The sequence below is a fragment of the Xenorhabdus kozodoii genome, assembly GCF_002632875.1.
Taxonomy (GTDB): domain Bacteria; phylum Pseudomonadota; class Gammaproteobacteria; order Enterobacterales; family Enterobacteriaceae; genus Xenorhabdus; species Xenorhabdus kozodoii.
In genome coordinates, this window is the sequence record NZ_NJCX01000025.1 from 1 (window position 1) to 14,359 (window position 14,359).

At 43.6% G+C, this 14,359-nt stretch carries 15 protein-coding genes and 1 pseudogene; 4 read left to right on the top strand and 12 right to left on the bottom strand.

Going from position 1 to position 14,359, the window contains the following annotated elements; genetic code table 11:
• Nucleotides 1-319: 319 nt before the first annotated feature.
• Both Xkoz_RS15530 and Xkoz_RS15535 read right to left on the bottom strand, forming a co-directional pair.
• Nucleotides 320-694 carry a hypothetical protein gene (locus tag Xkoz_RS15530; RefSeq protein ID WP_167386605.1) on the bottom strand — a complete coding sequence of 125 codons (375 nt, stop codon included), beginning with the start codon at nt 692-694 and terminating at the stop codon, nt 320-322.
• Entirely contained in the window at nt 684-1,316 is a 633-nt protein-coding gene (locus Xkoz_RS15535; protein WP_071827329.1) for a Panacea domain-containing protein, read from the bottom strand. The genes Xkoz_RS15530 and Xkoz_RS15535 overlap by 11 nt, the downstream gene beginning before the upstream one ends.
• A 465-nt stretch (nt 1,317-1,781) precedes the next feature.
• Here Xkoz_RS15535 and Xkoz_RS15540 point away from each other — a divergent pair, with 465 nt between their 5' ends.
• On the top strand, nt 1,782-2,165 hold the full coding sequence (locus Xkoz_RS15540) for a LecA/PA-IL family lectin (RefSeq protein ID WP_099142976.1): 384 nt from the start codon (nt 1,782-1,784) through the stop codon (nt 2,163-2,165).
• Between the two features lie 199 nt (nt 2,166-2,364).
• On the opposite strand, the gene Xkoz_RS15545 is transcribed toward Xkoz_RS15540, so the two are convergent.
• From Xkoz_RS15545 to Xkoz_RS15585, 9 genes and pseudogenes are all read right to left on the bottom strand, one after another.
• Nucleotides 2,365-2,787: a tail fiber assembly protein gene (locus Xkoz_RS15545; RefSeq protein ID WP_099142977.1), complete on the bottom strand. Its 423-nt coding sequence runs from the start codon at nt 2,785-2,787 to the stop codon at nt 2,365-2,367.
• A gap of 507 nt (nt 2,788-3,294) precedes the next feature.
• Nucleotides 3,295-3,424: pseudogene (locus Xkoz_RS25955) on the bottom strand (pyocin knob domain-containing protein); the annotation flags it as partial.
• Nucleotides 3,425-3,483: 59 nt separating this feature from the next.
• Complete coding sequence (locus Xkoz_RS15555) at nt 3,484-4,080, bottom strand: YmfQ family protein (protein ID WP_099142979.1); 597 nt, start codon at nt 4,078-4,080, stop codon at nt 3,484-3,486.
• Nucleotides 4,077-5,216 (bottom strand): baseplate J/gp47 family protein, encoded by a 1,140-nt coding sequence (locus Xkoz_RS15560; RefSeq protein ID WP_099142980.1) that lies wholly within the window; start codon nt 5,214-5,216, stop codon nt 4,077-4,079. The genes Xkoz_RS15555 and Xkoz_RS15560 overlap by 4 nt, the downstream gene beginning before the upstream one ends.
• The gene (locus Xkoz_RS15565) at nt 5,206-5,652 is read right to left on the bottom strand and encodes a phage GP46 family protein (protein ID WP_099142981.1); all 447 of its coding nucleotides are present in this window, start codon (nt 5,650-5,652) and stop codon (nt 5,206-5,208) included. The genes Xkoz_RS15560 and Xkoz_RS15565 overlap by 11 nt, the downstream gene beginning before the upstream one ends.
• Complete coding sequence (locus tag Xkoz_RS15570) at nt 5,649-6,245, bottom strand: phage baseplate assembly protein domain-containing protein (protein ID WP_244183489.1); 597 nt, start codon at nt 6,243-6,245, stop codon at nt 5,649-5,651. Before Xkoz_RS15570 ends, Xkoz_RS15565 begins: the two co-directional genes overlap by 4 nt.
• A complete protein-coding gene (locus tag Xkoz_RS15575) occupies nt 6,232-7,341 on the bottom strand; it encodes a phage baseplate assembly protein (protein WP_099142982.1) in 1,110 nt (369 codons plus the stop codon). Before Xkoz_RS15575 ends, Xkoz_RS15570 begins: the two co-directional genes overlap by 14 nt.
• Nucleotides 7,338-8,747 carry a DNA circularization protein gene (locus Xkoz_RS15580; protein ID WP_099142983.1) on the bottom strand — a complete coding sequence of 470 codons (1,410 nt, stop codon included), beginning with the start codon at nt 8,745-8,747 and terminating at the stop codon, nt 7,338-7,340. Before Xkoz_RS15580 ends, Xkoz_RS15575 begins: the two co-directional genes overlap by 4 nt.
• A gap of 85 nt (nt 8,748-8,832) precedes the next feature.
• A complete protein-coding gene (locus Xkoz_RS15585) occupies nt 8,833-9,465 on the bottom strand; it encodes a hypothetical protein (RefSeq protein ID WP_099142984.1) in 633 nt (210 codons plus the stop codon).
• A gap of 398 nt (nt 9,466-9,863) precedes the next feature.
• On the opposite strand from Xkoz_RS15585, the gene Xkoz_RS15590 reads away from it, so the two are divergent.
• The 3 genes from Xkoz_RS15590 (at nt 9,864) to Xkoz_RS15600 (ending at nt 12,600) form a co-directional block, all read left to right on the top strand.
• Nucleotides 9,864-10,094: a hypothetical protein gene (locus Xkoz_RS15590; protein WP_099142985.1), complete on the top strand. Its 231-nt coding sequence runs from the start codon at nt 9,864-9,866 to the stop codon at nt 10,092-10,094.
• The gene (locus Xkoz_RS15595; protein ID WP_099142986.1) at nt 10,087-10,977 is read left to right on the top strand and encodes a plasmid partitioning protein RepB C-terminal domain-containing protein; all 891 of its coding nucleotides are present in this window, start codon (nt 10,087-10,089) and stop codon (nt 10,975-10,977) included. The genes Xkoz_RS15590 and Xkoz_RS15595 overlap by 8 nt, the downstream gene beginning before the upstream one ends.
• 456 nt (nt 10,978-11,433) lie before the next feature.
• Nucleotides 11,434-12,600 (top strand): hypothetical protein, encoded by a 1,167-nt coding sequence (locus Xkoz_RS15600; protein WP_099142987.1) that lies wholly within the window; start codon nt 11,434-11,436, stop codon nt 12,598-12,600.
• Between the two features lie 58 nt (nt 12,601-12,658).
• Here the strand turns inward: Xkoz_RS15600 and prpR are convergent, their stop codons facing one another.
• The gene (gene prpR / locus Xkoz_RS15605) at nt 12,659-14,320 is read right to left on the bottom strand and encodes a propionate catabolism operon regulatory protein PrpR (protein WP_099142988.1); all 1,662 of its coding nucleotides are present in this window, start codon (nt 14,318-14,320) and stop codon (nt 12,659-12,661) included.
• Nucleotides 14,321-14,359 lie beyond the last annotated feature (39 nt).

Here is a 14,359-nt window from a genome sequence, read left to right on the forward strand (position 1 = left end):
CCCAATGGTTGATTCATGTGCTGGACAAAAGGAATAAATGCATTGCTTTTTAGCGTGTTACTTGTGCGCAAGGGGCTGAGCAAGCAGACGCCAAATCTGGCGTCTGATTAGATATCAATGAGTTATCACTAAAATGGGCTTTCAAATCCCAATTGGCGCGATCAGCCAAAAATTTGTTCGATCGGAACTGAGCCAAAGTGAGGACCTCGGATAAATCAAGGAGTTAGGTTAAAGGGGAGGATTGTTCCCTTTTTAGCTCATTATGTTCTATCGGTAGAGGAGTAGATTTTATTGTATGAAAAAAACCGCACGAGACGGGTCAGTTTAGATAAGAGGATAGCGGCATTTTAAACGGAGGATGACCAGAGAAATCCACTACTTTTAGCTCGTCAGGAACTAGCTGATTTATGTAATGAAGAACATACTCAGAAGTTCTATCGCCGAATGGTTTAGAGAGATCATATTCAACAACACCAATGTGGTAATGCCATAACTTATGCTGCTGGGCAAATTTCACCTTTGTGGGGAAAAAAGGGTCATCTTTGTCAACATCATCAGATGATTTATTCCTGCCCTCCAACTCACGCAGCCCATTTTGTTGAGTATGCTTAATAAATGCCAAAATTTTCTTTTTATCTTCAATCGGATAATTAAGGATTTCTTTAGCGAACTGGATACCTATTTTAACAATCATTATCAACAATTCCTCTCAGCCATTCATCCATATCTTCTATGCTATTAATGTCTGTTGGTACTGCCACAAAGTCATCGTTTACTCTACATTTCAACTTTTCTAAGTCAAAATGAACACTAAAATCCCTCGCACCAAAGAAGCGTCCTTCTTCAGTCACTATGCATTCTTTCAGTAACTTATTATCTATTGCTGATTTTTCACTGTTTGCCTTCGACCAAGCCGAACCAGGTAAGTGAGTAATTCTAGATAAGTAAGTCGCTTCCATACAACCATAAACAGAAACAACGCTATCAATTATCCGGTGCATCCAGATATCGTTTGCTGGTATGACTGGTGTCACTTGCTCAATATAGCCATTTTCATAAAATTCTAATGATTCTATGAGGTTACCAATCGTTGAGCCACCATATTCTTTCACAGCATGATAAAGGGATGGGATTACTGGCCCGTATTCCCATTTAGCAAAGAATTCATCTACTAATGGTTTATTAAAAATACGCAAGCACCATGATTGCGCGAAGAAAATTAACTTCTGCAGCTTCATTGGGGAAAGGTTTGGTATCTGCCCGCTAATCCCTCTTTCGATAAAGGCATTCGCGACAGCGACAGTTGAATATGCCATCTTGCCTCCTACAATCATGTACATTAATACAGTAATACAGATGAGCTAATGATAGCAGATTGCATGCAGTTGTCTATATCTAAGAGATCATTTTATAAATGTCAATACCTAAATGACCTTGTACAACCAAAATCATATTTTAGGAAGATGCGCGCACATTCGCAGCATAATCGATATAAAATTCTGACTAATGGCATCACATTACCGTCACTTTGTATTAAATTCCATACGTGTGATGAGAGTCAAATAAAGTCATCCGTGGTTTGGGATTATGTATTGACCTTTACCCCCATCATGTTTCATCAGTGGGATATGGATTTTATTAATGTCCTGCCAGTCATTCCATGCCATCCTAATCAGAAGTTCTCTCCAGTATTGATGAACCCCTTTATTGATGTTCACAGGCGGAGAAGTAACCCGCCTTCATAGATATAAAACCACTGAAATATAATTGGAGGTAATACTATGTACGATTGGTCTGGAACTGTGCCAGGAAAAGCCGAAAAAGGTCAACCCACAGGGCTTATTCTCAAGGCGGGAGATGTAATATCTATTATTGCAACAGGATGGATAAAATACGGCCATCCAGATAATTACTGGGGAGCACCTCAGAGCTCTATCCCTACCAACCCAAGGCCAGTACCTATCATCTCACTAGTAGCTAAAATCGGAAACAGCGCCTACAAAATAGGAAATGGTGTGCTTCATAAAACAGTTCCTGTGGATGGAGAGCTAATACTTTTATTCAATGATGCCCCTGGTACGTTTAGTGATAATTCAGGTGAATTTCACGTCGATATAAAAATAGAATCCCGATATAACCCAGATTACCTTGAAGAAATAAAATAAATAACAAAAATTCTAACCCGCAATTTTCTGCGGGTTAATGATTCTTCTGTGGCATCACCCCACCAGTTCAGATAATTCGATATCAGACGCCAATTTTTGTTTTTGATTCCACACCGAATCTTCCGGCATCTGGACGCGGACAGAAATAGACCGACCGGTGGGAATGTCAATTGGCTATAGGGCACTCAGCCCCTGATTGTTATTCTGGCGCTTTCGGCCAGTCAATTTCTGGTGCTGTCGAACAGTCGACGCGGTTCAGTAACACACAGTATTTTTTCCATGCTGTTAGCAATGTCAGCTCTGCGTTCGTCGCCATTTTCAAATCGACGGCGTATTGGAGTGGGGCAATAGAGTTTGCAGCTTGCGACATGCGTGATTGTTTCTGAGACTCAGCCTGTTGCTGTAATTCAGCCGGTGTTGGCGGCGGAATATCGACCCACGCAATTTTACCATCGGCGGAACCCAACATTTTTCCCGCGGGTGGGTGCGTTATGTAGTAGCTGCGTAATTCCTCATCTGTCAGTTCATACGCATCATCTGGCCACGTTCCAGCAGATTGATAGGCCGCCAAAAATTTTACCGGATAAAAACCCGTTGTTTTTGGAGAGAAATATATACTCATATCAGTACCCCATACAGATAACAGAAATGACATTACCCCCACCCGACCAGTTGAATATTCGGATGCCCCACGCTCCCTCGTTTGTATACGTGGGAGCTATGGTAATATCGCCAATACCATCCCGAGGTGTCAGTATTGCTGCGGAAAACAGATTAGGGAACGCGAACGGCAGTGGATATACATAGCCCCGCGGAGCTGTTCCCGGCACATCACATTCAAATGATTGTAAAATCAGTCCAGATGGAAATGTTGCGTATAACCCTCGGGATGTGCTGCTCGCCAGAGTAAAAAACGACATATCTGGGATTTGGTTGCGACCATTCCCGATAGTCCTGTAAACGGAATCCGATAAACCGAGGTTTTTCACAAACTCGTTTTTGTTTGGAATGTCCGCGCCGTTCTTGGATTTTTCCAGCGCTCCACTGGAAATTAGTTTCCTGATTGCCTCGGATAATTGCGCATCATTATGTTTATTCGGCTGTATTCCAGCCGCTGCCAATGCATTAATTATTTCTCGCTGGACAGTATTAAACCACGGTGCCTCTAACAACGTCGGTGGCACACCTGCGGCCACATTTCCATTCGTGAATTCACCATTACTGTCAGCGGTATTTGTCACGTCACCTATTTTTTGCATAGAAAATCCTCACTCAGTTAAGGTGATTAATAAATGATTAATAAATTTAAATTGAATTATTACTGGTTATAACCAAATTGAAGAATGGTATGGGATGGGCTAATTTTTCGGAATTGGCATTCGAGTTTTTTATTTCCCCATGAACGCAATGGATCACCGCAATAACTCCCGCCTGCGACGGCGTAATTCGTGGTGGTTGTCGGCGCATTAATACGCCAGACAAACGGCCACTCATCACCATTAATCGCCGCACCACAGGCAGACATGCCAGCGCGAGCCTGCCTAAATTCGGTGATCGTTATTTTAAATCCGAGTTCAGCCGCCAGACCGATAAAATACTCATTGGACTGGCCACCCGTTCGCAGCAATTTAGAAACAACAGATTTTTGCCGCAATGAGATACTATCAATTTCCCCAATCGCACAGGCATCAGGCAGTCCCAACGATTTTTCCCACTCCGGTAACATAATGGTTGCCGTCGCAGGAAAACTACCCTCTAGCAACTGATGCCCATCCTGATCACTCCGATGGTAACTACGCGCCATAGCACGGATAACCGCACTCATTATCGATTTTGGCTGCCGTGTCCATGCCATGCCTGTTGGCAATAGCCCATTCAACGCAGCGGTATAATCATTCACACTATATTGTTTCATGTGTATCGCACCTCACCCCGAATAGGTAATTGACCCACTGACAATTCAATATTGGTTACCGGTGATGTAATCACAAAACCCGCTGTTCCTGGCACATCTGCAATGGCGTATTGCAAATCGGATATGAATATTCGCCCCGTTCCGTCAGGATTGCCGTGTTCAAACAGCACATTATCAATCGCCGCCTCGATTTTACTCGTGACATCCGTTCCAACATGCGCGATACCAGTAATGGTGAAATTGATAGTGCGTTTTATCGGTGATAATACCCAGACCAACGCCGTTGTTGGTCGCAGCCGATAAATATAATCAGCAACACGCAATTGATCGCCTGTGGCGTGAACTGCATACGATTCATGGGATGAAACGCCATCTGTACCAATGGGAAAGCCATCCCGCCCGTTATTGTCGCACATAATATAAACACCTACCGTTCCCGCGCCCGCCGCTCTGGGTCTGACCCATGCACGGGTAATCCCCGGTACAGCCAATGCCCACTGTTTATAGTCATCATCAGAGCCACCCTGCGGTGAACCCTGATAGGCGAGTAACATTCTGGAGCGAAAATCTGATTCGCGCTCAATATCAGCCCCACCAGTTATCGCTACGATTGCCGTGCCCTCAACATCCACACCGGCAATACTCTGGTCGAGCGTTAACACGGTTCCCGCAGGAGCATTGCCTGCAACTCCACCCCCTGAAATATTGTCAGTGATATCAGGCAATATCCCGATGATACTACTGATTCCACGCCCGTGAGCATCAATACGGGTTTCTGCCACCGTCTGATACTGGTAACCATCCCCCCGGTTCAAAATCGCGGCAGGCGGAATAATTGCCCCCGCAGTACCCGTAAATTGAAATTTCTCACATCGGGCGGCAGCCGCCGGTTTTCGGTATATTTTTTTCAACGCAGCCCAGCCTGCCAGCCATTCATCCGTTGATGTAAACGGCGTCGTTTGCCGGGCAATATAATCGAGGTAACCGTAATGCAGATGCGCCATCCCGGCGTCCATATCTGCCAGAACACCCATATTGGAAAATCGCAATAACGGCCCTGTTTTCTGTAACTCCGATTGTAAAAAACTACGATTTTGCTCGCGTAATTCGGTGAGTGTTTTTCGTTTAAATGGCATTTTCTCGCTCCCATACCCAGAAAAACCGCAGATCCTCATTATCCCGTCCGGGACGCTGATAACGAATAATCATATTCAATCTGTTGGGCCAGACAATTTGAGTGCCGATGTCGATGGAGTCAGCCACACCATCATCTAGCATCCATTGCAGCGCCTCACGCGCATAATCCTCGGCGGCCAATGCAACTGCTGTAGTGAGTTTTTGTCGGTGTAATAGCCATAAACGGGAACCAATAGGATAATCAGTACCGCTGTCACCCCACCAACCGCGACGATCAGTACCGTCAATTTCATCATCAGCCCGCGCCTGTCGGTCAGTAAACAGACTAATAATGATGGCGGTTTGCAGGTCATTCCCGGTCATCAAATCCCCGCGCCCAATCGACCAGTCTGCATGGATATTTTTCACATCCCACCATGACGTTATGTCACTCATCTGACTGTCGCTCCTGTTGTCCTGCTGGTTACGGTCGAACTGCCTGATTCAACGCCTGAAACGGGGTGAGTATGGCGATTGTAACTATCACGCAATTGTTTCATAGTAGTTTTATTGCTGTTGCAATTATCAATAATATCGCCGGAAACCCGCAATACAGGCGTATTCAATAAAACCTCGGTTGAGGCGTTAATCGTTACCTGAGTGGCATTATTGACTGTAACAGGTTGCCCTCGTGCCTCCACCGTGATTCCCGATGCAGTCAGCAAAATATGCAGCCCCCACTGGTTATAAATCACAACCTCACCGGGATTTAATCCCTGATGCCGATATTGCTGATGATTGCTGCCAATCACTACGGCATTGGAGCGATCCCCGCCCAAAAAGGCGAGCAGCACATCAGTGTTCGCGGGCAATCCAGACGAAAAGCCAAACTCGGCGATCCGCTGGGTGTTATCCCGCACTTCCATTGCGGTCTGATACTGCACCTGCTGGATAACGCCGTTGTCATTACACGTTGTAACCCTACCTAAACCGATCATCATCATTGCCCGGCGATATAAATGGCGATATAAATTCTTAACGGCTTCCATTATTGACATAACCTCCATCACGAGTCTCCATCAGCGTGGAGTAAAATTCATACGGTTGCACGGTGAACGCAGCAGGCGGCATGAGTGTGAGTTCTGCTCGCGTGCCATCGTCTTTATTGCGAACATACGACACTTCGGATAATAGCCACTGTTCAGACTCCAGCCCGAACACGGGTAAATGGATTGGGATCAGGGTATTGGGTGTCCACAGCGTTCCGCTGACATCCCGCCAACTGTCAACCAGCACTTTGATCACTTTAGCGCGCCCGTAACGGCGGTTCATTTCCCAGTCAATGGATTCCTGTTGTCGCTGGTGTGAGTGCAGGGTGCTTTCGATAATAGTGACATAATTGCGATAGCGCATTGATTCGGTTTCAGGATCTTTTGCGGTGGCAATTTCAACCACGCTATACCCCTGCCCCTGAGACAACTCGCTGAGACCGCTGACATTCATAGACAGCCCGCTGTACTCTGAGAACCGCTCATTCATTGACGACTGATAGTCCGCCATTTCAACGTTTTTACCCTGTTCGACTCCACTGGCAGCCAACTGGTTACTGACACGGGTCAGAAACAGGTTGCCGTCCGGCGTGTCATAATAGAGCAGGGCTGACCAGCGAGTAATCCGATCAATGATTTCCTGTGAGGATTCCCCCCAGTTCAGGGTAAATTGCGGCACGGATTTCATATCAGTCACGTCGGAACTCACCTTAATGCCGTACCACTGCGCCAGTTTTTGGGCAATTTGCAATGCCGTTGCTGAGGTGATCACGTTCTGTGGCCATTTTGCCGAGCAGTCAACCAAATCCTGACATTTACTACGACCGGTCACCCGTATTTGATGGCTGCTCTTATTAATGGACGAGTTCCAGATATCGATATACCCCGTAATCACAGGGTCATCACCCAGCAACACCTGACAGGATTGCCCAGCCTCGACCAGTTGTTTTTCACTGCTGCCGGGATAATAGTCCATCAACATCAGTTCAAAATCAGACGGCAGTCGCTCTATGCCGCGCGTGACTCGGATACTGTCCCAGCCGTAAATCCGCTTGCCACCAATAACCAATGAGAGTTCATTTGAATTTTGTTTCATTTCCGTAACGCCGTAAATTTGACGGGCATAAATGCCGGGTGACGGGGGTTGGTCGCCTGTATTAACTCATCACTGCGTCCAGCATCCTGATAAATCCGATTGGACACATTCAGTGCCGGCAGAACCGCAGGCAGACTAAACTGCGCCAGTCGACCTGATTCAGCGCCGTTCAATTCTGCACTGGTGACAAACTCATGCCTCAGCGTTGTTAACGCCGAGTAGATCTCATCCATACCCAAATCACCAGACATCACTAGCGCAGTATTCAACGCATGGCACACGCGCCGCTGTAATTCGTTTGCGGCTTGCGTGTTCGCGGGTGTGATTTCACTGGCAACCTGCGCCATTGCCCCAGCAGATAGCACAACCAGTAGTAAAACCGTCATGTTCGTTACATGGCGATCGCTATCACTCAGTTGATATTGAGTGTTTTGAAATGCAGATAAATTTTCAAAAATGGCGATTTTCTCTTCCGCACTACCTGCTGAACGGATAATCGCATCCACGACGCCATGCGCTGCCTGACTGAATACCTCAACAGTCAATGAATGCGTCATTTTATCGATGGATTCGGCAATGGATTTGCGCCCCATGACAACCGCCGCTGTAGCCTGCTGAATAATTTCAGCATCATGCCGGCTTTGGTTATCACGTGACCTGACGCCAGTTGCTCCTGAAACCGTGCCACCAATCTGCCCCCGCTGATAGCGTCCATAGCGTTCTGTGCCAAACGTTGTTTTCAGCATATCACTCAGGTTCGTCACCTCATCCACCGAACGGGTTACCATCCCAATCCACTGACCGGCTGTCGATTTGATGATTTTCATGCCCCACACCACGGAGCGAATTTCACCCCGTACCATTGCGACATATTTCGCCAACGTCGTGGTATAGGTTAGCAGCCAGTGATTTTTAACCTCGGTTGCAGATTTGGTGCTATTGGTAACGGCAAAAACCTGTAACCCAGATTCAATGACTGTCAGCGTGAATTCAAACACCCGCCCAAACTCGACGCTTTCATTCATGCGTAGCCCGCTCTCTGTCACACTGACCGTCAGTTCCCCCAGTGTTGGGTGAACCAACGTCCCAGTTGAACCCGTTTCACAGGCAGCAACCAAATTTTTACGCTGAGTAATAACATCCGGTGCGTGATAAACCGCGCTGTCTTGAATGATAAAACCCCGTAATGTGATTTTTCGCGTTGCCCGGCCTAGATCCTCAATCCACGCGGTATCACGGTACGGGTATTCATGTACTGCCTGACGGCGACCAAAAACACTCTCACCGGAAACAACTGCAAACGGGACACCGCGAAATGATGCAGGGTGTAAATGTTCTGACCATTTCCATGATGAGCCACTATCGCCACCCAGCAGGGAATGGATAGCATTTTTAATAAAGGCCATGAATACCTCTTTTAGGCGGCTTGGGTTTGGACGTAAAAAAACCGCACTAGGCGGCAGATATGAAAAACCCGCCTGAGCGGGTTAGTTATTTGTTCGGGAGAGCTATTCTCGATATTATGGCTAGCCTATTCATGTAATGTTCCACATTACCCCATAACCAAGACTGATAGTAACCTACTTCATCTTCATTAGATATTTGCCTAACTTCACCACTCATTACGTCGTAGCCGTAGACATACAATCTATATTGTAATGCTTCGTACATTCTAGCTTGCCAGAATGACATACCCTCAGTTGTTTGATTTACATCAGAAGCTACAACGTCATAGCTTTTAATCAGGTAATGGAAGAATATTTTTGAAGCTAAGCCAGTTAGCGCAGCGTTGTGCTTAGGTTTTTTCGTGCGCCAAATCAATACTTGTGATACGGGTCTGTAATTTAGCTCTACATCATTGGTTATTATCACTTTATTATAATAAACCACTTCATTAGTGATATCGCATAGCAAAGCCAATTCAAAATGAGTCCTACCTAATGTTAACCTGTTATCAACCCGAATTAGTCGATATCCCGGAGGTAGAATCAGTTCGTCAACGTCCTTTACTATCTCGTTAGCCAATGGATTAAGAACATCATACAGGGCACGATTGCGCTCAGACTCATTCAGGTGACTGAAATCAGCAGCAACTTTATCTATATTTTCAAGATGTAACGGCATACCGACTCCTCACCAAAAGATTCAATATTTAGCTCATTGATAAATATTCCTTGAGGTGATATTAGTCTACTTGAACCTAAGGTTCAATAGCATTGGCTATATTGCTATTGTTCTGTTGACGATTAAAATGCATCAAAATATGGCAGTTTTTAGCCATCCGTGGCTTGGGGTTAGGCGCTGAACTTATAACCCCCCAGTGCTTTCATCATCGGCTGTATATCCTCTTTATGTATGAGTAAATAACCAGCACGTTGTGCAATTTCCATGAAATCATTTATGGTCGCTACATGATGATTTGGTGTCAGTGTTGAGTAATAAAAAAGATCTTGGCACAGAGGGAAACATCAGGTAAGGGAAGTGATAATAATGCTTTCGTTCAGGGCGTAAAAAGGAAGCGAATGACGTCTGAAGAGTTGAGAGAACTTTATCAAGAAAATGTCAAAAGACATAAGATGATCCATACAAGATCTGAATTTACAATATCTAGCCTGATGATCGTTAAGGAAATTATGATGAATTTACTGCAGGACAAAGAATTTTCGGGTCTTTTGTCTACTGAGAGCCTAAATTCCGTCCCTGCATTTATTCTCGATAATGTTGACCCAGAGCGAGGTCTTGAAAATGAATAAACCTAACTTCGGCAATAAGTGCTTTATAATTGATATTACTGATTTACAATACGGGAAAAAATTACCTATCAACGTAAAATCAAGCGTTAAATATCTTCAGATATTATCCACTATTAAAACAGTCGGCGTCATTGAACCAATCGTTATTTATATTAATAAATTATCTGAAAAGATCATACTTGATGGACACCTACGAGTCGAAGCATCAAAAGACATAGGTCTTGCAAATGTACCTTGTTTAATCGCAGAGGATGAAGAGTCTTACAGCTATAATAAGTATGTTAACCGATTACCTGTGATTCAGGAACACCGTATGATATTAAAGGCTGTAGATGATGGTGTTTCCGAGGAGAAAATAAGTGATTCACTAAATATATCGATCGATACGCTTAGGGCAAAATTTAAGTTACTTGATGGGATCAGCCCTGAAACTGCTGCATTGTTAGCAGAGAAGCATGTTCCACAGGCTATATTTAGCATTTTACGAAAAATGAAGCCTGAAAGACAGCATGAGGCTGTTTCCACGATGATAAGTATAAATAATTTTAGTCGTAAATTTGCCCTTTCATTATTACATTACACTCCTGATGAAATGTTAAAAAATCCGAAAGATTCGAAACTCAAGCAGCAAGATATCTTAAAAAACTTTGCCAGAATGGAACGTGAAATGGCAGCAATGGAAATGGAAACTAAGCAACTTGAAAATATTTATGGTACAAATAATTTAAAGCTGGCTGTGATTATTGGTCACATTAATAGATTACTTTCTAATTATGCCGTGTTGAATTGGTTAGTAGATAATAATCCAGATTATTTAGCTCAATTAAAGAAAATCGCCGCGATCGATTCCTTGCCAATGCACGAAGATACAAAATCTCGTTGAATGTTTTTTACGGCTACTATGAACAATGTATTTTATGCTGTAGTGTGTTGTTCATAGTAGAACTGCTATAGAAATAATATTCTAAGATTGTATGTTCGATAATGAAGTTTTTTTCAATGTTTGTCATTAACATAAAGTAAGAAATAATAATGACAGCTCCAATTAAAATTATTTCAATATAAATCATTTTTCCATTGCAAATGGATAATGAAAATACCAGACAACATCACTAATTATCTATACCAATCTAACTTCAAGATGCGTGTGATTTCTCCCCGCTTCGCGGGGAGAAATCAGGTTTCATATAGTGTTGTAAATTGCAACTTGAAGTTTAATGCGTATAGTTGATAAACTAGTAAATAAATGGTAATCATAATCCATAAAATTATTCATTACTTATTAAAAGCATCAATATTATTAATAAATAAGGTATTTAAATTTTAAAGAGGTAATAACATGAACAAAAATATTATCATTACTTATGGATTTCGTAAATATAGAAATCCTTATTTGGTTGATATTAAAAACATCAACACTAATGATATTTACATCACTATGGATGATTTATTTACCAGCCTGATGCTACTAATGCCTGGAGGTGGAAATCACCTAAAAAGAGTTAATATTTTCTTTGAAAACAATGGACAAAGTGATTATCTTTTGCAAAAAGAACGTGGTTATGATACCGATCGTTTTCATAATTTATTCATAGAAGAAATCTTAATAAATCAAAAAAGTGAACTTGATTCACAAATCTCAAAAATCAATAAAGACACCACAAATTATCTATTTCATAGCCTTAGTTATTTTTTAAAGAATCATTTTCCTCAACTATCGGTAAGTGCCACTCTAAATAGAAGGAAAGAAAACAAAACTAAAACAGGTGGTTATAAAAAGTATCAAAATTATCAAGCTGGGTTTCTCGCTAAAAATACACTTCTTAACGATGGTTACCGAAACAAAGATATCCTAAAAGAAAAAAGGAGCACCTCATCAGAAATATTAGCTAATAGATTCAATCATAATTTTGGTTCTAAAGATTATCCTAACCGTTCAGGACAAGATTTCATCTCAAATTCGCTTTACGGTCATTATGATATTGGAAATAGAGAATATACTTCCAATATTTTTAATGCTTTCCTTGAAAGTGATCAAAGAGGTTTTAGTCGCCTCTTTGATATGAAAGAGGATATAGAGGAACGTGATCGCCGCTGTTATAAAAAACCGGTCACCGAACAAGACAAGGAGATGTTTGAACATGGAAAAGTCCTTACAAATTGTTTTACAATGGCTTTTATACGAAAATTATGTAAACTATCAATCGATTGGGCTGAGCAAGAAGCGAGTAAGGAAAATTCACCCATCAAAAAAATCATCTTTTATTTAGAGGAACATTCTCCTTTTAATCTGGCAAAGATGGATAATATTAATTCCCATAATTTTCATCATAAATGGAGAACGAGTGATTTCAGGGATATCGGTTCCAGCAATAGAGGTTTCCCGATTACTTATTCCGAACTTAAATATGCCTTTGAATTAATGGACAGAAAAAAAGATCATCATATCGAACTGGTTCCTGTAAATAAATTCGCTTATAACAAAAGAGTCATTGATAATCTTTAACAACTTAAAATTATTTTCAGGACAAAAATACTGATGTATTTTTGGTAGCCATAATAATTTATTTAATTTCACCCTGCTCTTTCGTTAACCTCCGCCATAACGTCGTGCGGCTAATGCCCAGATATTCCGCTGCCGCACGCCGATTACCTGAAAATCGCGCAACAATATCATGGACTGAAACGTCGTCCCCTAAAAGCGCCGTTTCTGCCCTCATTTGGGTTGCTTGCGTGCTGGCGTTAACAATATTGGCATCAGCCTGACGCTCAGGTGAAAGGGACAATATCAATGCCGGCGTCAATGCCTGCTCTGGATGGGCACTCAAATACAGTGCGATCCGTTCCGTCAAGTTACGGAGTTCACGCACATTTCCAGGCCAATGATAGTCGTGTAACACGTCATGGCATCCAGCAAGCTCCTGTGTCCTCGATGCAGAAATAGGTAAGTCAAGTGCCGCGAAAGCCCGTTGTAAGTACTCTGTCGCCAACAAGCCAATATCATTTCCTCGCTCCCTTAATGCCGGCACGTTGATCCGCAAGACACTTAAACGATAAAATAAATCTGCCCGAAAACGCCCTTCCCTGACCCAGGTATCCAAATCACAATGTGTCGCACAGATGATCCTCACATCGACGGCAATTGGGCGATATCCCCCTACCCTGACCACAAACTTTTCTTCCAAGACCCTTAATAACCGCGTTTGCAACGGTAACGGCATTTCACCGATTTCATCCAAAAATAGCGTCCCCCTGTGCGCAATTTCAAATAATCCCGCCCGCCCGCCACGCCGTGAACCGGTGAAAGCCCCCTCCTCATAACCAAAAAGCTCGGCCTCCAGCAAAGATTCAGTAATCGCCCCACAGTTAACGGCAACAAAGGGGCGTGAATGCTTGCCCGCTAGCGACCCGTACCGCAAGGTATATTCATAATGAATAGCCTGTGCCACCAGCTCTTTTCCCGTACCGCTTTCTCCCTGAATGAGAACCGCCGCCGTCGAGCGGGAGTACAGCATAATCGTATTGCGCACATGTTCTACCGCAGCAGAATTTCCTCTAATGTCGCTAATTGTGTGCCGTGTATGTCGCTTATCTTCTGTAGAATAAGGAGAAATGACCGCCTGATTGAGTTTGCTCATGCGCGCCATCTCCAAAGCGTCCCGAAATGCCTGCCGAATGGAATCCGCTGAATAGACAAAAACCCCCACTAACTCAGCTTCATAAGCCAGATCGGTAATTAAGCCTGCCCCCACAATCACTTTGATACCCATCGCTTTCAACGCATTGACCTGCGCCCTGGCATCTTCTTCTGTGACATAACTACGTTGCTCAATGCGCAAATTGAAACGCCGTTGAAACTCCTCCAGTGCCGGCAAGGTATTCTGGTAAGTAATGACCCCAATTCGGGAGCTGATTTGTCGGGCGCGGGCCAGTGCCTGCATAAAATCAAATCCGCTGGCGTTAGCAATAATCACCGGTACGGATAACCGGCTTTTTAAATAGGCGCCATTAGATCCCGCGCAGATCACTGCATCACAATGTTCGGTTTCCAGTCGCTTACGGATATGCTGAACCGCACGCTCAAAACCCAACTGAATCGGCGTGATATTGGCCTGGTGAGCAAATTCCGGCGTGATATCACGAAACAGGTCAAACAGCCGGGAAACAGAGACTGTCCAGATCACAGGTCTGTTGTTACCATGCTCTTCTGCGGGTATCGATGCCATGTCTTCTCCTCTCTCTCTGGTAATACGGTTTATCCCCAT